Origin of the sequence: Xenorhabdus sp. KJ12.1 (assembly GCF_963876495.1) — a bacterium.
GTDB classification, from domain to species: domain Bacteria; phylum Pseudomonadota; class Gammaproteobacteria; order Enterobacterales; family Enterobacteriaceae; genus Xenorhabdus; species Xenorhabdus stockiae.
The window spans coordinates 19,333-36,942 of the sequence record NZ_CAWNQH010000138.1; the positions used below are offsets into that span (position 1 = coordinate 19,333).

At 47.6% G+C, this 17,610-nt stretch carries 12 protein-coding genes; 2 read left to right on the forward strand and 10 right to left on the reverse strand.

Features of this window, described 5'->3' with window-relative positions:
• Positions 1 to 226: 226 nt before the first annotated feature.
• Complete coding sequence (locus AACS92_RS21020) at positions 227 to 583, forward strand: DUF1090 family protein (protein WP_099109449.1); 357 nt, start codon at positions 227 to 229, stop codon at positions 581 to 583.
• Positions 584 to 621: 38 nt separating this feature from the next.
• Here AACS92_RS21020 and AACS92_RS21025 read toward each other — a convergent pair whose 3' ends face one another.
• The 3 genes from AACS92_RS21025 to AACS92_RS21035 form a co-directional block, all read right to left on the reverse strand.
• On the reverse strand, positions 622 to 1,167 hold the full coding sequence (locus tag AACS92_RS21025) for a hypothetical protein (RefSeq protein WP_241537917.1): 546 nt from the start codon (positions 1,165 to 1,167) through the stop codon (positions 622 to 624).
• Between the two features lie 612 nt (positions 1,168 to 1,779).
• The gene (locus tag AACS92_RS21030; protein WP_099109451.1) at positions 1,780 to 2,136 is read right to left on the reverse strand and encodes a hypothetical protein; all 357 of its coding nucleotides are present in this window, start codon (positions 2,134 to 2,136) and stop codon (positions 1,780 to 1,782) included.
• A gap of 46 nt (positions 2,137 to 2,182) precedes the next feature.
• Positions 2,183 to 3,040: an NAD(P)H-hydrate dehydratase gene (locus AACS92_RS21035; RefSeq protein ID WP_099109452.1), complete on the reverse strand. Its 858-nt coding sequence runs from the start codon at positions 3,038 to 3,040 to the stop codon at positions 2,183 to 2,185.
• Positions 3,041 to 3,257: 217 nt separating this feature from the next.
• On the opposite strand from AACS92_RS21035, the gene AACS92_RS21040 reads away from it, so the two are divergent.
• On the forward strand, positions 3,258 to 3,467 hold the full coding sequence (locus tag AACS92_RS21040) for a SymE family type I addiction module toxin (protein WP_099109453.1): 210 nt from the start codon (positions 3,258 to 3,260) through the stop codon (positions 3,465 to 3,467).
• A 100-nt stretch (positions 3,468 to 3,567) separates the two neighbouring features.
• Here AACS92_RS21040 and AACS92_RS21045 read toward each other — a convergent pair whose 3' ends face one another.
• From AACS92_RS21045 to tssA, 7 genes are all read right to left on the reverse strand, one after another.
• Positions 3,568 to 4,014 carry a DUF6386 family protein gene (locus tag AACS92_RS21045; RefSeq protein WP_099109454.1) on the reverse strand — a complete coding sequence of 149 codons (447 nt, stop codon included), beginning with the start codon at positions 4,012 to 4,014 and terminating at the stop codon, positions 3,568 to 3,570.
• An 11-nt stretch (positions 4,015 to 4,025) separates the two neighbouring features.
• Positions 4,026 to 8,414, reverse strand: a complete 4,389-nt coding sequence (locus tag AACS92_RS21050; protein WP_099109455.1) for an RHS repeat-associated core domain-containing protein — start codon at positions 8,412 to 8,414, stop codon at positions 4,026 to 4,028.
• 12 nt (positions 8,415 to 8,426) lie between these two features.
• Positions 8,427 to 8,846, reverse strand: a complete 420-nt coding sequence (locus AACS92_RS21055; protein ID WP_099109456.1) for a DUF1795 domain-containing protein — start codon at positions 8,844 to 8,846, stop codon at positions 8,427 to 8,429.
• A 119-nt stretch (positions 8,847 to 8,965) separates the two neighbouring features.
• Positions 8,966 to 11,059: a type VI secretion system Vgr family protein gene (locus AACS92_RS21060; RefSeq protein ID WP_099109457.1), complete on the reverse strand. Its 2,094-nt coding sequence runs from the start codon at positions 11,057 to 11,059 to the stop codon at positions 8,966 to 8,968.
• Between the two features lie 26 nt (positions 11,060 to 11,085).
• Positions 11,086 to 12,447 carry a VasL domain-containing protein gene (locus tag AACS92_RS21065; RefSeq protein WP_099109458.1) on the reverse strand — a complete coding sequence of 454 codons (1,362 nt, stop codon included), beginning with the start codon at positions 12,445 to 12,447 and terminating at the stop codon, positions 11,086 to 11,088.
• Between the two features lie 79 nt (positions 12,448 to 12,526).
• On the reverse strand, positions 12,527 to 16,060 hold the full coding sequence (gene tssM, locus AACS92_RS21070) for a type VI secretion system membrane subunit TssM (RefSeq protein ID WP_193756905.1): 3,534 nt from the start codon (positions 16,058 to 16,060) through the stop codon (positions 12,527 to 12,529).
• A gap of 68 nt (positions 16,061 to 16,128) precedes the next feature.
• Positions 16,129 to 17,610, reverse strand: coding sequence for a type VI secretion system protein TssA (gene tssA, locus AACS92_RS21075; RefSeq protein ID WP_099109460.1), 1,482 nt, complete (start codon positions 17,608 to 17,610; stop codon positions 16,129 to 16,131).

Here is a 17,610-nt window from a genome sequence, read left to right on the forward strand (position 1 = left end):
ACGATAACTTAGCATTCGATTTTCAAACCCCGGGAGAGAAATATTGATAACTTGCCTGATGGCTGATCAGACAACAAAAAAGCATTATGCCTCATTCTCGCGAAAAAAGATAAAAGCCTCCATTCTGCACCTCATCAGTTGTAACTAACGTCTAATTTTCAGGAACAAATCCCGATCAGCATATAAAATTTTGAATAAGCATTTCAAATCAGACTAGGAATAGTTCATGAAGTCGAAAACTATGATCTTGGCTGTATTAGTCGTTTTCAGTATGAATATTGCCTATGCAAAACCAACTAAAGCTAGGTGCGAAAACAAACAGAAAACATTAGAGAAACAGCTCCAATATGCCAAAAATGATATGGATGAAAGATTAATTTCCGGGCTAACCAGAACACTGGAAAGCCTGAATGCAGCCTGCGAGTGGGAAAGACGCCTGAAAGCTGTACAAGAGCAACATTCCAAACCGAAAAATAATCCCATCTCTGCTGCTAAGCCTGCATCCCAAAAAAGTTCACAAGCCCGTTCAGAACAAAAAGGAAAAAAGAAAATTAAAAAAGTGCAGGCCAAAAAGAAGAAGTAGACCTGCACTGAAGCACCAACCAATAGTAGGATATATATTTACAAATTTTTCTCTTTCACCTGCTGTGAATTAGAAGGAGATAGCTTATAGTAAACTTTATCGTCATCTGTGAGTGGTTTATTCTCAATCTTCATTGAAAGGATCGCATTATCTTTAGAGATCGCATAATAGTTGAAATAATTTTCTTTACCATCATAAGGATACTGAAAGTCTGGTTTCAATAGTTTTTTTTCATAAGATCTTATATAGGGATCATATTCATCTTCATAAACTACCTGTTTGTTTCTTACAAAAATAATCTTATAAAAAAGACTAGCTTTTCCTTTAAATGCCGCTCCGATAATATCCTCAATATCCTTATGCCCCATTCCTTTATCAATAATATACATTTTATCCCAATCAAAAGGGACGATTTTATTCATATCAATCAGACAATCCGTGTTTTTCTGGCAATGTCTATCAGCATAATCGATAATACCCAATTTACTGTTATTATATGATAAAGAAAAAAAGAAAACGACAACACCCAATATTAACGAAAGTGCAACAATATTATTTTTGTTGATAACGTGGAAAAGCATCATTCCCCCTTAACAATCAAACCAGATATGAGAAAAAGGTTTTTAAATTCCTAATTTGATAATCAACCAGTTAAATTTCTATATAAATTTCATCGTAGTATCACAATTCCATAATTAATCTCATTTATCGATAAAAGTAGTAAAAACATTCTTACCTGCTCTCAATCAGCAGCTTTTTTTAGTAAATACATAATGATGTTATGAGGATCTAGCTTTATTTGTGGATATGGCTCCACATCACTCATAGTAAGCGAAAACGGCACACTACTATTTCTTGTTGTTACTGAGAATTTATAAAGTAACCAACCTCTTTTTTATTATTTTCAGCATAAAAAGCACTATGCAGGGGGTGCTTTATGCAAGGGAATAGTATATTAAGTTTACTGACAATTTTTTAGGTTTCAAATAGAAAAATTTGATAAACAAATCGTAAATGAGACGAATTGTCGCTAATATAATTTAGTGGTAACTCTTAATCAATTAATTTCATTATATTTTTTTAGTTATAAAAAACCAATAAACCATTATATAAAATAGAAGCAATAAGTAACGTTACCAATTAAACTGGTGATATTTCTAATATACATTAACCATCATAGTTAATAACACTAAAAATCAATAAGTAAATACACCATTCTCTGAAAAAACCAACTTTCCATTTTTTGAAATATATAAAACACCTTGTTGGTAAATGGTATATTTCATGTTTTTATTAGTAAAACTATATCCATAGAAAGAACAGCTCCCTGTATCACAATCTCTATTCATAGTGTGTCCTTTCATTGTCAGTGAAGTATGATCTTTCTTATTTGTCACAACAGACTCCACATCCTCGCAACTTACATACCCCTCAGGGCAAAAACTATAAATAGCAATATGATACGTCTTTGTCTCAAAAATAGTTGCATCATCTGCAAATGATACCTGTGAAAATACGAAGAGAGTACAAGCTAACAGTATTTTTTTCATCATTGTCGTCGGCTCCTTAATAGTCAGTTTTTAATTCAGCCATCATATATCAATAACTAATTATTTGATTTCTTATCTTTCTTACGTAATCAATAATCTCATGGGCGGTCAGACCTATCGGCCCAATCCCATCCGCAACCAGCATATCAGCCGCTTTACCATGTAACCAAACTCCTGCTCGTACCGCTTCCTCAAATGGAATACTCTGAGCAAGCAGACTCCCGATAATACCGGAAAGTACATCCCCACTACCAGCAGTCGCCAAGCCACTATTACCTGTTTCATTTACCCACGTTCGCCCATTCGGTGCAGCAATTACGGTTCGATGACCTTTAAGTACTACCCAGCAACCATATCGGGCACTCAAGGCCTGTGCTGAACCCAACCTGTCAGACTTGATAGACTGAGAGTCTGTCTGTAACAACCTTGATGCTTCTTTCACATGAGGTGTGATAACTGTTTTGTCCGAAAGCTCAATTTTGTTTGGAAATTTTGCCAAAATATTTAAACCATCAGCATCAATTAATACTTTTTCACCTTGATGGATATAGTTGATCATTTTCTGTATAAAACAAGCTGCCTCAGCAGAAGTACCTAGTCCACAACCAATTACCCACGCAGATGGAAGCTCGCCTTCAAAGAGCTGGCTGGCTTTATTCAATATCAATTCCGGTACAGTATCTATCAGTTGGATAGCAAGGGGCTCCTGATTAAAACCGATAATAACTTTCCCACACCCGCTCTTTAATGCAGCTGTACCCGCAAGAACACAGGCACCGCTCATAGTTTCAGCCCCGCCGATAATATTCAGAGTCCCGAAAGTACCTTTATGACTATCTTCAGGCCTGGGTAATATTAGTGTTGGAAACCAGCCAGATACTTGCTTTTTTTCATCCTGAGTTATCATTATGTACCTCTCAATTTTATGTTCGCTTGTTGCCTCTCGACCCAATGTAATTGTATGAACAAGTAACTCGTGTTATCCGCTATTTTTAATGAGTGAAATGTGATTGATATCCCTTTTTAAGTGGGAAACAGAATACCTTTTGCCTGATGTGCTGGGTTTGAGGAAATATTTTATGAGTGAAGTGCTGAGAAAAGGCTAGAAGTGTGTTCGAAACTTCTTGACCGCAACAAAAGATCAATGGCTTAAGCGGGCCGGGTTCGATGTTGGTGGCACCCTCACCGTCAAGATTATGGACGGCTGTCTGGTGCTCATTCCTGACAGCGACGACACCCGTACCATTAAACAGCAGTACCAACGCCAGCAAAATCAGCTCAGTGAGATTAAACTACGGATGCGGGAACTGATTGGGGATTATCAGGCGGGATAATAAAAAACGTTCCACTACAAAAATATAGGTATGGCTACCTTTAATTTTAAAAGTAGCCATATTTTGTTAACTGGAAAACTCTAAAAGTATTTCCAACTTTTTAATCTAATCTGATTGATTCTTGAAAACTATTAGAATCACATTCCCCTTTCACTAATGAAACTAGTAAATTATCTTCTTCTTTTTTTACAAAAATTGTATAGCTACCGGGGGTTATAAATATTTTCTTTCCAGATATATATTCTGAGTCATCAGGCTCAAGATCCCCGCCTGTAGTATCTTCTCCTGCACCAATAAAGATTTCTCCCGATGGGGATTTTATACATACTTCAACATCAGGATTTTCTATATTATCAACTAATTCAATAGAATAAACACCATCATCGACTAAGCCTACAAAGGCAATATTGCCTTCATTCATTTCATGTAGTTCATCATCAGGAATAGACCACCAGTCAGGAGTATCTGTTTTCCTATGTTTTATTGCTTGCAAATCAAATATAGCTAATGTTGCTGTATCTGTTGTGAAAGAAAAAGAATCTCTCATTTATATCATCCTCAAATAAATATTATTTCACTAATTTTATCACCGGCTTTTAGCCCTGCTTGTCTGCCCGCGCTTTTTAAAGCACTACCAACACTTTTATTGATAGACTCATTTAACATTTTCAATCTTTGTGTTGCAGAACCACCGACTATAAGATCAACCGGATGATCAGCATTGAGTTTTGATAAGTTTGGTGCTTTACCAAATATTCTTTCATAACGTTCAGAAAGCGCTTTCCTGTAAGCACTTTGTAATGATGAAATCCTTACATTGTGCGTACCTGGAGACCAAACTAATTCGCCTCGTTTAGCCGCTCTATTTAACGCATTTTGTTTTATCCGGAATTCCCTTTCAAGGAACTTACGTTCAGCATCAGATAAGTTCGTACCCAAGATCTTTGGCTTATTAACTGTTAATGCGACACCACATCCCGCCAACCCAAGTGGATCAATCAAGCCTGTTGGGTTTGATACGTAGCTATAAGGGTTAAACCCTCCATGTAACCCAATGGGATCCGGCGTCAGATACTGCCCCACCACTGGCGAGTAATACCGGAACCGATTGTAGACCAGCCCGCTCTCTTCATCCAGCCACTGACCGGCGAACTTTAAGCCCGGATTTAATTCAGGATTCTCTCCCAACACCCCCAGACGCAGCCCGTACAGGCTTTGCGGCGGTTGCCGCCAGACCCGGTGCCCGGCCGTATCAAACAGCGCCAGCGGTTCGCCGGTCGGCGCACACACCGCGTACTGGGTCTGAATTTTTCCAGCGATAAGCTCATTACGGTTTTCCGGGTTCAGGCTAAAGAACTGCACCTGCTGCGCCAGCAACTGCCAGCCGTCAAATACCAGATGGCGGATACTGTACAGCCGGTTGTGCCGGTACTCACGGATTTCCGCCGGGACGTCACCATCCCATAAATACGTAGTGCGTAAGCCCGCCCGCTCACACGCTTTTTCCGTGCGTCGTCCGAAGGCATCGTAGCGATAGTCCCACTGCTGGCCGCCCGGCGTCTGTACCCCAATCAGCTGGTTCTGGCTGTTCCAGCGGAACTTGGTCAGCTGGGCACGGTGGCCTTCCTGCCACAACTGCATCGCGGTCATCCGCCCCGCATCATCATACTCAAACAGATGTTGCCCGAGCTGGCGTAACCGGTGGCCTTTCTGGTAAAGCCGTTCTCCGTCAATGTCATGCAAGCCGTCAAAACGGCGCGCAGGATAGCCAGAGGCATCATATTGATAATGCTCTCGCAACCGTTCGCCTTCACTGACGGAGGTTACTTGTCCATTGCCGTTGACAACATAACGCAAACATTCCCGTTCATCATTCGCTGCCACCAGATTCAGTGCGGCATCATAGCGATATTCCCTGTCCAACCCAGCTAGCGTTGGCTGGGGGATATCTGCCACCTCATGGGCTTCAAAGAATTCAGTATTACGCCCAGCACGTTGTGTGGTCAACTGCCCCATCAGGGAGTGTTCTTGCCGCAGGATAAAGCCTTTATCCGACTGACGATGCCACTCGTGACCGTCCTCATCCCGTTCAAGACTGAGCGTATGCTCATCACTAAGGCTTAATAACCGTAGTTCACCAACCTTGTTAGCTTCAGCTTGCACTTGCCAGTGTTGACCATCCAGCGTGTAAAGCATCCTTTTTACTGTAGCATTATCTGGATAATCACGCTGAATTTTGCCGTGAATCTGAGTTTCTTTGATGATGCGGTCTTTGTCATCATATTCAAACGTCAGCGGGACACTTTCAGGCGCAGTAATTTCCAGCAAACGGCCAAGTATATCGTAACGATAGGTCGTTGTGCCTTCCGGAGTATGCATTGCTGTCATACGCTGGGCTGCGTCATATTCATAACGGGTGATATTATCCAACGCATCCCGTTTTTCAATGCAGTTTCCATTGCCATCATACGTATAGTGCCACTGAGTACCCGCATAGTCGGTTTCAGTGATAACGCGGCCATCAGCATCCAGAGTATAACTGTAGCTTTCTCCCAGTGGGTTAATAACTTCCAGTAATTGTAGACTGTCGAGATCGTAATGGTACTGCCAGCGGTGGCCTTCCCCATCCACGCGAGCTACAGGCAAGTCAAACGGCCCATACTCAATATGCCATTTGACTCCACGAGCATCAGTCCAATCAGTGAGGTTACCATGACGGTCATGGCGAAAACGTTCAAGGCTATTGTTAGGGCGATCACTCAAGGATACCCGATGATGGCGATCGTATTCCCATAACCAGAGTGCCCCGCCGCCTGAAGAAAGCCGTTGCAAACGATCATGGCTATCATAGCCCAGTCGCAAGCTGCGATTCTCTTCATCAAATAGTTTGGTCAGCCGTTGATGTTCATCGTATTCCCATGTTCGTTTATTCCCGTCATCATCTTCGGCAGCGATAACAAGCCCAAATTTATTACGGATCAGCGTGGTTTTGCTACCATCCGGCGCGATAAAACATTCAGCATTACCATTATTGTCATACTGCTGCCACCAAACGCGACCAAGTGGATCAGTCATGCTGATAAGTTGGTCTAAATTATCGTAGTGATATTGCCATGTTGCACCGGTAGCATCAGTGAATTGGGTTACCAGACCAGTATCTGCCAGATAATCCAACGTTAGGGTTTGCCCTTCAGGTAAAATCTGGTGGCGCAGGTTACCCCATTCATCATATTCATAACGCGTGATGTGACCACACGGAGTTTCGACCTGAGTTACCTGTTGTTGGTCATTGTAATGCCAGCTTGTGGTGTGCCCTTGTGGTGTCGTTGAGCGGGTGATACCCGGTTCATAAGTCAGCTGTACCGGGTAGAATCCACCACTACCAACACTGTGGATACAACGCCCTTGTACATCATAGGTATAATCAACTGCAGTTTGATCATCATCCGACCAGCGGCTAATCAATCCCTGTTCATTATATTCATAGAACAGATGAAATTGCTGAATACTGTCTGCTTCTGCCAGCCAGCCATTATCATAATAACCATAGCGTGCCATCACATCATTCAGGCCATTGTCAGTGCGATGGATCGCTTCCAGCAGGCCATCTTCCCGGTAGAACAGCCTCAGTTCCGGGCCATCACTGTGGGTCACTTTTTCCAGTCGATGAGTGTCGTGATAATGAAAATGTACGGCATTGCCATTATTGTCCCGGTGTTCAGTGAGTAACCAGCGCTGTATTGTATTCTCCTCGGAGGGTACTAACCGAATGAAGTATTTACGTACCGGGTTATTCCGTTCTGCCAGAACAAATCCGGATTTTTCCCGGCTGAGCCTAAATTCAGGATGTTCCGGGTTAATGCTGTGGTTAACGCTTTGTGGCAGGGCAAAATGCAGGGAAGCTCCTTCGGTTGTGAGGATTTCTACCCTGTCCCCTGTGACCAAGGCACATTCAGAGAAGTTGTCGAACCAATTCTCCCCCAGCAATCCCCGCTGTCCCGGTGACCAGCTACGAGTAAACAGCAGCGGCAGAGTCTGTCCCAACTCAATATCAGTACGTTGATCAAATAGCGCACCGGTGGTGACATCAATCGGGTCTCCGGTAAAGAATTTTTTCGTACTCGCCCAGTAACGCTTTAATCCTTTGGTTTCTTTAAACGCTGCTTTGGCACACTTGAGGGTTTGGCCCCGGATAATTTCTCCAACTTTCTTCGCACCTTTAACTGCCCCCCTTACAACAGCTTTCTGTCCTGCTTTGGTAAAAAGCTTTCCTATACCTTTTGCTAGTCCACGCGAAGGTGGAACGATAAATTCGACAGCGATCAATAATGCTCGTTGCCAGCCGGAGAATTCTTCCTCAATTTTCAGATAAGTGCCCTGACCTGAGCCAATAAAGACTTTGCTCGCCCCGCTCTTGATAGTCGAGCCGCACACCAGCTTATCATCCTTACGCGCCGCGGGTTCACCATTAATAAATACCGATTCACTACCCTGTGCTATCAATGGTGGCGGATGTTGGCTGCATTTGGCTAAATCTACTGTGGCACGGGCAGCCGGTTTGCCTTCGATCAGGACATTTGGCGATCCATTGCTGATTACACCATCCGGCGGTCCGGCGCTGTCTATCATATTGGTCACCGCTGAGCTAACATCACTGATAAATCCGCCCAGAGCAATAGTACCCACGGTGCCTAATGCCAATACTGCCGCTGTTGCTAACCCACCCGTGCCAACAATCACGGCCGATGCCACCGCAAAGACAGCTGCGCCAATTAATGCACCAACAACAACACCAGCCAACGCGCCCAAGAAGCTCGAGTGCTTAATAATATCGTCTTTACGTGCCGCCGCAGGCCCTCTTGGCTGTGACGGCGGCATTGCCCTTCCTACTGCATGGGTTGCCCCGACTCGAGCAATCCTTGTTACTATTTCGTCACCTAGTCCCATGCTACCCTCCTATCACCTAGCCTTAAAACTAGTGACTATCGCCAACAATGAGCTGCGTTGCCCCTCATCAAAAGGCTGTGGCGAAGTCAGGTTAAATGCTAATAATTGGCTACCTCGTATTTGCAACACCACCGTCTGATGCATTTCACCTTCTGGGCTTTGCCAGTGATAATCTAATCTCCAAGCGACTTCACCACTGAGTTCCATTTGTAGCCGTTGGTGCTCCTGATAACCCGGCAAATGGGTTGTAAATTGCGCTAGAGTTTGTTCGTAATAAGCGGAAGAGTCTGTTCCCAATGGTACAGGAGTGCGGTTAATCACCAGATTTACCCCGCTATCATCCGGCAGGACAAAAACATGCATTGATTCGTCTCTCCAGTTAGCCGGAATATTCAGGGTGCCTTCATTCATCTGGTAAGAATGTGCGCTCATAGTGTTTCCTTTTTTACTTTTTCTAAAATTGAATACGATTGTTTTTCAGCCAAAACCCGATAGAGTCTGGCTGACTCTGACTAAGTGTTTTTTTAGACACATTCACGGCAATACAAGGATCAATTCAGAGTGATAACCTTCTGACCATTGATAATCACCGAATCTCCCGTAATGTGAATGTTGCCTTCTTTATCTATCGAAATACTTCCTTTGGTATTACCGATATGGATACCATCTTCAACGGACTGGATAGTGATTGAGCCTTTCGCACTGAGCACACTCGTTTTTTCCACTGTCACTTGCCGTGTACCAATACTGCTAACTTCCGTACCAATAACTTCCTTATGACGATCTTTACGCACAGTGATAACTTGATTGTTTCCAACACTTTCTGTGTGATCATGCGTCACTCTAGTAGACCTATCATTAAGCACTGTCGTGCTCATATCCTTCTGCGCATGCATGGAAAGCAGTTCACTGCCTTTTGCATCTTCAAACAGCAGTTCGTTATAGCCTTCGCCTTTGTGGGTTTTGGAGCGGAATGCCATCTGGGTTTTGCTGCCCGGTAGGCCGCCCGGCGGGATGTTGCTGGCGTGGTAGGTACGACCGGTGACGATGGGCTGATCCGGATCGCCGTGCAGGAAGTCTACAACGACTTCCTGTCCGATACGCGGTATCGCCAGCATTCCCCAGCCCTGTCCTGCCCACGGTTGGGTCACCCTGATCCAGCAAGAGCTTTGATCGTCGCTGCGTCCGTAACGATCCCACGGGAACTGGAGGCGAATGCGACCGTATTGGTCACAGAAAATTTCTTCTCCTGCCGGGCCGACGACTTTGGCAATCTGAGGGCCGTCAATCACGGGCTTCGGTAATGGGGTCGGACGCCAGCTCTGATTGTGGCGGATAAAGTGGAAGTGACTGTGCAGTGTTGTACCCGTATCACCACTTGCGGTTTCCCGTGCTTGCGGCTGGCTGCCTGAATGGCTCGCCCCCACGACTTGCCACGGTTGGTTAAGATCAGGACGCGGGTGGTTATACAGAGTGAATAAACGGCCCGGCTGGATGGCGATAGCGTTGCCGCTGCCCTGTCCCATCACGGCATCGTTACGCAGAGCTTCAAGGCGGTAGCGGGTAAAGGCTTCACCGTGTGTTTCATCTTTAAAACGACCGGGATAGTCATAATGCTCGTAATACATCTCCTGTAAGGTGTCTTCCTTCATCTCTGCCCGGAATTCAGCGGGCCATGCCGGGTTTTTGAAGGTGTAGTCTTTCAGTTGCACCTGTGCCGGTCGTACCTGTGCGCTGCATGTCAGGCTGCTGATGGCTGGTTCTCCAATGGTGCTGACTTCACCGGGCTGGTAAGGAAGGACGATGCCCGGCGGTACAGAACCGGCATCATCAGCAAAGACCAGCGTATTACGGCCATTACCGCACTCGAAGAAGTAGAAAATTCCCTCTTCTGCGGTTAGGCGTTGTAAGAAGTTAAAGTCACTTTCCTGATACTGAACACAGAATTCGCGCTCAGGGTGAGGGTGACGCAGGCTGAATATGACATCACGGATACCGTGCTCTTTCAGGATGGTGGTGATAATCGCCTGAATATCCAACTGCTGGAAAATGCGCGAGTTCTGTCTCAGGGTCGTGCGCCACAAGTCAGGGCGGATGCTCATCTGATAAGTGGTCTGGTGCAACCCGGTATCACCCTGCTCAAAGCGGGAAACGATCCCTGTGATACTGCGTTGCTCAACGCCATCCTGCAAAATAGTCAGCGTGGCGGTGCGATCCAGAACGGTCGGAAAGTCGATAGCAGGATCGGCACTCGCCAGCCCGACACTCAGGCTGAATGGCTGGGAAAAACTTTCATTCAGTGCGAAATCGGTGACAACAAAAGTCTGCGGCGGTAAGCCTCCGGCGTTTAACGTAAATTGCAGGCCACTGGGGTTACTGCCTCCGCCGCCCAGTAATGCGCTGGCTTGTTGCAAGACTTTAGCCGCTGCGTTATGACCACTTGCTGCCTGCTTCGCTAATCCCTGACCACCTGATGTTCCCTGTCCGCCGGTAATTCCCTGAGTATGCGGAAGCGCCTGACCACTACTTTGTCCGCTACCCCCCAACATGCCCGCAGCTTGCTTGGCCATTTGAGCGGCCTGTTGCCCCTTTTGCACAAGGGCCTGTCCTTTCTGCAATTTAGCTATGCTCTTCTTAATTGACATAATATGTCTCCCTGATTGTTCGCCACTTACATGTTTGTATGTTTGGTGGCACGGTCACGCTGTTCAGTTACATGACGCAGGCGGTCATAACGGCCGAGCAGCGCGTTAAAACGGTCATCAATTTCTTTCATCAGTACAGGAGAAACCGCTTCACCTTTTTCCGCATGAACATTCAGTTGGCGCAGCAACTCTTCCAGCGGAATTTCGCTGCCGTGGTTGCGCTGAATGTCATAAATGGCGGTTTTTAGGTAAGAAAGGGTGAAGCTGCCACGTGTGCGTTCCTGCAACAGAATTTTGTCTGCCAGTTGCTGGAGTTGATCGCGGGTGCTGTACCAACTGCCTTTTAACGGTACGCTATCGATGCGGATGGTCATCTGCTGTTGCCAGTTACGGGTAGCGTTAACTTGTTCCGCTAATTGTGGCCACTGTTTTTCTGCTGTTGCGGTCAGTGTTCGTGCAGCATCCCATGTTGCCAGTGGAGATGTTTCTGCCAAGCGCTCAAGCTGGGATGCGTAGTTTGCCAGTGTCGGCTGATACAACCATGCCAGCCGTGAACCCGTAGGCTGTTCTGTTATGGCGTTCAGTTGCTGTTGCAGTGGCTTATAAAGTAACAGCCAGCTCCCTACCAGCACCAACACCCCCAGAAATGCCCCAATCCCAAAGCCCTGCCATGCGGTCAGCCCACGTTGTGGCTGTTCTGGAAACTGTACCCTGACCCGTTGCTGGCTTTCTTCCGGTGCAATTTCAGGTTGTGGCTGTGGTGGCGGGGAAGGTGGTGGCGTTTCCGGCTCAGATTCAGATTTAGACAGGTAAACCAGCGGCGGCATTTTCACCGGCTGTTGTGCTGGTTTCGCAGCCTGACGCGGTTTTTCCAGTTTTTTCGCTGCATTCTGGAAGAACCACAGCAGGTTCTCCACTCTCGGCAAACGTTTCAAATCAGATTGTTGTAGCTGATCAATGATGAGCTGGAGTGCCCGCTCAGCGCGATAAATCATCCGTAGATCGCTGGCGGCAAAATCCAGCTGGCGCAGGATACTCCCCGTCCGGGTGTGAAACCATTCCAGCAAATCAGTACGTACCTGTGGTTGTGACGGCCACAAGGCATCCCATTCACTGACGATAACTCCTGCCAACAGTTCACAGCCTTCAGTAAACCCAGCCAGACCGTTCAAGTGCATTCGGGCTAAGGTGTAATAAATCGCTGTCTGTAAATCGACCCCGTTGGTTTTGAACAGAGTCAGTGACAGGGATTCCACCAGCATCCAGTTGACTTCAGGTTGTGATGGATGGCTGGTTTTGTTGATTTCGTCACGGATAACAGCGAATTCTGGCAGGTTCAGCGGGCTGCCTCCCGCCCGGATAATGAGGTTTTCAGGGTGTCCGCTCATATCTGTTTTTTCTCCTTAAAAAAACCCCTGCCGAAGGCAGGGGAAGGTTTTACTTTCAAAACTCACCCACACCTTCGCCTCAATAGAGGGTGTCCGGTAGTTTGAAATGACTGAACAGCCCACCGGCAAATGGGTTGTCTGATTCGTCCACGTAAATGCGATAGGTCATCTCGCCACCATCCACGCTGAAACGCACATCAAAAGAACCGGATTGGATGTTGGTCAGCTTGCCGCTGTTAATCAGCCGCAATTGCGCCCACGGCCCCATATAGCTGATAGAGCGCGGAGCCTGATTACTTCTGTCCGGCATCAGGGTCAGCTTGCTTTCTGTGCCTGCACGCATAGAGTTCGGCCATATCAGACGTGCAACATTGCTGCGGCCGTGGGTGTAATCCACCAGCTGTCCATCAAGGTTCAGCAAGGCGCGGCGTTTGTTACCGGTCAGGCTGACTGGCTCAATGGCAAACTGTGTGCCCAGCCCGTTTTGTGGTGAGAAGAAAGTGGCGCGGATACGGTTAGCATTTTCCAGCTGTTTCAGCACATCCGGACGGATAAGCGTACGACCGTCAGTACCCATCGTCAGTTTGTGTTCCACAAATGGTTTCAGGCTCTGTTTGTAGAAGGCATCAAGCGTGCCGTCCGGGCGGAAGAAGCGCTCAAACTCGCTTAGCGGGACTTCTTCTTTAGCATTAGGATTGAACGGATAACGGCCTGCCAGATAGGTGTTGTACTGTTTAACAACCGTATCCTGCCATTCCACTTCCAGAGAACGGACAGCTTCCATCATGACAACGCGCCACGCCTGATTCGCCAGTTCTCCGACCCAGCGATTCAGGGGTTCAGGCAGGTTTTTCGCCATCTGCTGGACTTCAAAGATCGCATCGCTGTTGTTCTTATCCAGACGCATCTGCACAGCCTGAAGTGCTGATTTACCCGGTGTTGGTGAGTTTTGGATAGACAGCAGATAACGATGCAATGCCATCAGTTTCTGGTAGACACTTTGCAGCGTGCTGCCTTTATCACCATGTTCGATCAATACGCCGGTTTCCTGCGCAAAACCACGGCTGATGTCAGTCAGGAGTGTGTAATCCTGCTTATCTAACAACGCCTTTCTTTCCGTATTACTCAATGAGCTATCGAGCATCGGAGGGTTGGTGTTATCACTCAGGATTTGTAACGCGCGTTTGATCGGCTGTTCACCACTAATTACCTGTTCAATGGCATTGATAGCCTGTGGTAAATCCTCAAAGTCACGGATTTCGAGGTTATTCATCGCGGCACGCCATGTTGCGGTGTAATCCGCCAGATACAGCTCAGTGATTTCGCGCTCGATACGCTCCCGATCCGGTTCACTGTAATTGTCTTTACGTGGTGCTGATTCAGATTCTTTGTACAGACCTTTATTCTTCGCTAAGTTCAGTACCCAGCTATCCATTCCGGTCAGCTCGACCAACTCGCCGCTCTGCTGAATAAAGTAGTCCGTCAGACCCTGACGGGTCAGGAACTGAGGCACCACCAACCGTTTTTCGTTACTGGCGACAAATACACTGTCAAAACTCGGGCCAATCTGGTCACGCAGGTTGATAGGTGCTGGCAGAGTATCCTGAGCCTTGATACGCAGGTTTTGGTAAACACGCTGTTTGACGGAGAGCTTGCTCAGCTCCAGCTGTGCTTCCCGGATAGGTTTCGCAAACGGTGCAAAACTATCAATCGCTTCCTGATCACCGGCATCACGTTTCTCTTTCCAGTCGGTACGATCCAGTGCGTAATTCAGGTGGCTCAACAGCGCATCCTGCACATCACGCTGACCGTAGAAGGCTTTACTCCAGCGCTCACGCATATACTGTGCGACCAGCCCTGCATTACGTTTGCTTTTATCTTCCATCATGCGCATCACACGCAGGATTTCGAGTTTTTCCTCACTACCGGCAGGTGCCTTATTCAGGTCATCCAACAGTACGTGCATCAGGGACGGCAGGAATTTTTGCTCCAGCAGATTCAGGTAAGTGTTTTCCACTTTTTTCCCTACCAGACCGCCCTGATATAACCCCATATCTGTCAGGAACGATTTTTTCTCATGGTAATTACCGTAAGCCAGTGTTGCGTCACGGATCGGGTTCAACAGTGGCAACTGGAGGCTACCGTAATTGTCATCCCCTGTCGGAGCCGGTACGGAGAGGAATTTTTTCGCCTCTGCCAGTACTTCTTCTCCGGCACGGTAGTTTTTCTGATAGAAGTAATGCCAACCACCCCACATTGCCAGTACGACCAGCGCACTCACGGTGGAGAAGGTGTATAACTGGCGACGGTTGCGACTCAGCCAGATTCGGTTTTCAGCGGCCAGATTCGGCTCCGCCAGTAACACGTCTTCGAACAGGGTCTGGGTAAAGAAAGGCAGAGTGTCTCCCGCAGGCCATGTCGGAAATGCCTGAGAACCGAGGTGATACTGCGCCGAGGCCGACTGCGTGAACATGTCATCCATCTGCCCGACCTGATGGGCGGAGGTCAGGTACACACCGCGCAGCATTGGACGGTGGTTTTCATCGTTGTACAGAATGTCTTCCAGCATCTGTACGATATAGCTGTACAGCCCCTGAATCTGGCGGGTGAAACTGAACAGGGCGCTACGCTGATTAGCGTCAACGCCGTTCAGCATCATATCCGGCATGGCGCCATTCAGGTTGTTCATCCACTGCTGCCAGAACTGTTCCAGCTCACTGCGCCACGCTTTTTCGTCGCGATTGTTGAGGCTGAAAGTGACACCCAGAATTTGGTCACGCAGTTTGCGATCCAGTGACTGATACATCGCTTCAAAACCGTGCAACAGGTCAATCTTGGTCATCACCAGATAGATAGGCAACTGGCTGTGGAAAGTCAGGCGAATTTCCTGCAAACGATGGTGAATTTCCCGCACGTAACGCTCACGCTGTTCGCGATTATCCGTCATCAGACGCAGGGTATCCACGGTCAGAATGATCCCGTTAAGCGGCTGGCGCTGGCGGTTTTCTGACAGCCAGTTCAGCAGGGCTTCCCACAGACGACTGTTAATTTGCGGTTTGTCACTGTTCAGCGGAACAGGCTGGTCAATCAGGCGGCCTTTCGGGTCGATGATGACGGCTTTTTCTCCCAGCCAGCAACGCAATAACAGGGAGATATCCCCATCCTGACGCAAATATTCCGGCGCAGCAATTTCAGACAGCTTATAACCTTCTTTGATCAGCGAGGTTTTACCGCTCATCTGGCTACCGATCACCATGTACCACGGGCGTTCGTATAGATAGTTGTAAGAATCCAGATGACGCTGTAACTGAGATTTCCAGTGGTCAAGGTAACGATCCTGATATTCAATATCCATGCGGACCGGATCAACCACTTTCAATTCAACATCAAGGTTCAGTTTTTCAAGCTGGCGCAGACGACGCCACGCTTTCACACCGATCCAGCCCAGCACTCCCATAATGATGAGGGCTGTCGCCAACCAGCGGGCGGCAAGGCTTTCCAGCGGATAATCCTCACGGATTTTCAGATCAGGCCCCCACCACCAGACTGCGATGAGCAGCACGCAGGGGATAAGCGCCAGAATAAGCGCTATCGCTGCCTTAAAACGCGGCATGGATTTAAATTTCCCCACCGCCGGCAGCACCGATTTCAATTGAGCGATTGATGACAAAGAGGGCCATTTCATAGGTTAACGCTCCTGTTTGAAGCAGTATCCTTATCAAGCGAAGGGATTTTTTCAGCGCCTGTTTTTTCAACGCCTATTCTTTCAGCTAACTGCGTCAGCAGGCTGGGTTCCCATTGGGTCAGTAACATGTGTTGTCCCGTGTGTAACAAGTTCCGGTAATGCTGTTGTGCCAGTGCTGTCATGCCCGCTTCTTCAAGCAGTTGAGCATTGAGCAACTGACCATAGAATTGATCACGAGGCTCCGTGAGCTGCTGCTGGTGCTCTTCCAGCATTTTCAGGGCGGCTTCCAGCCCTTGTTGCTGGAAACATTGCCAGATGGCTTCCTGATCAGCAGAAACAGAAGCGCCTCCCGTTGATGAAGAGGGTTCAGGTGCCAGCCAGTCCAGAGTCTCTGGAGAAATAAACGGACTCATGTCAGAAAAACTTAAGGTTTTTAATACGGGCAGCCGTTCCAGAAATGCATTCAGTTCGTGGCGAATGGACTGGGCAACATTCTTGTAGCCCAGTTGGGCTGCCGCCTGAGCAGCAATGGCATGACCATCCAGCCAATAAGGTGCAAGTGCCAGACTCTGTTCGATTTGCGCCAGCAGTTTGTTATCTGCTGTCGGCAACCTCGCCAGATAATCGGCCGTGCGATCCGCTGAGGCGGGTGCCAGCGGAGTCTTGCCCATTGCCCCCGCCATCGGCGCTGTGGTGATGGTGTGCCAGACGGCATGGCGGCGCAGACAATAACCGACCGGTGATTCCGGGTAGCGTTCACAAAGCAGATCAGAAACCGTCATCAGAGTCTGTTTCCACGCCTTGTCGCTGGAACTGTTAACGTCTACTTCCGGCATCGGCGCAGCCGTATTTTCCTGCGTAGTTCCCTGAGAAGATTGTGGTTCAGCCGGAGTCTGAGACGTTGCCGCTGCGACAGGCTGTGAAGGAACTGCTCCGGCTTCTGGCTGACGGTTATAGCGGGTGCGCAGTTGGTCGATTTCTTTTGCGAGTTCCGGTTCACTGCTATGCCAGCACTGTGCAAGATGAGCCAGTACTCCCTGTGCATCATCCCGCTGACCTTTACTGGATTTCTCGGTAAAGCTGTTTTGGGCAGAATCAAAGCGTTTGAGCACCTGCTGCGCGAGACGACGTTTCAACACCGGTTTATTCGGCCATGCTTTTTCCCAGTAGTTTTTTACGTACTCCGTCAGCAACTCCATCGCTAAAAGCAGCTCAGCCGGCTGACCGGCATGTTGCAGGGTACGCAACAAATGCACCATCAGCCGGAAATCCTTACTGGTTTCGCTGAAAAGTTGCAGTGCCTGCCGCTGGATCTCTTCAACATCCAGCGAACCGTGTGACAGCGAGCCGAATTTAATCATTTCGCCATCGATAAATTCCCATGAGGGATCATTGTCTCCCAGTGCTTTGCCTGTCTGTTCGTCGGACAGCGGGGCCAACAGAGAGCCGAACCAGTCAAATTGTGTTCTGATGTCCAT

Coding starts and splice junctions, on each gene's coding strand:
- AACS92_RS21020 (WP_099109449.1), top strand. CDS start 227: ATGAAGTCGAAAACTATGATCTTGGCTGTATTAGTCGTTTTCAGTATG.
- AACS92_RS21025 (WP_241537917.1), bottom strand. CDS start 1,167: ATGATGCTTTTCCACGTTATCAACAAAAATAATATTGTTGCACTTTCG.
- AACS92_RS21030 (WP_099109451.1), bottom strand. CDS start 2,136: ATGATGAAAAAAATACTGTTAGCTTGTACTCTCTTCGTATTTTCACAG.
- AACS92_RS21035 (WP_099109452.1), bottom strand. CDS start 3,040: ATGATAACTCAGGATGAAAAAAAGCAAGTATCTGGCTGGTTTCCAACA.
- AACS92_RS21045 (WP_099109454.1), bottom strand. CDS start 4,014: ATGAGAGATTCTTTTTCTTTCACAACAGATACAGCAACATTAGCTATA.
- AACS92_RS21050 (WP_099109455.1), bottom strand. CDS start 8,414: ATGGGACTAGGTGACGAAATAGTAACAAGGATTGCTCGAGTCGGGGCA.
- AACS92_RS21055 (WP_099109456.1), bottom strand. CDS start 8,846: ATGAGCGCACATTCTTACCAGATGAATGAAGGCACCCTGAATATTCCG.
- AACS92_RS21060 (WP_099109457.1), bottom strand. CDS start 11,059: ATGTCAATTAAGAAGAGCATAGCTAAATTGCAGAAAGGACAGGCCCTT.
- AACS92_RS21065 (WP_099109458.1), bottom strand. CDS start 12,447: ATGAGCGGACACCCTGAAAACCTCATTATCCGGGCGGGAGGCAGCCCG.
- tssM (WP_193756905.1), bottom strand. CDS start 16,060: ATGCCGCGTTTTAAGGCAGCGATAGCGCTTATTCTGGCGCTTATCCCC.
- tssA (WP_099109460.1), bottom strand. CDS start 17,610: ATGGACATCAGAACACAATTTGACTGGTTCGGCTCTCTGTTGGCCCCG.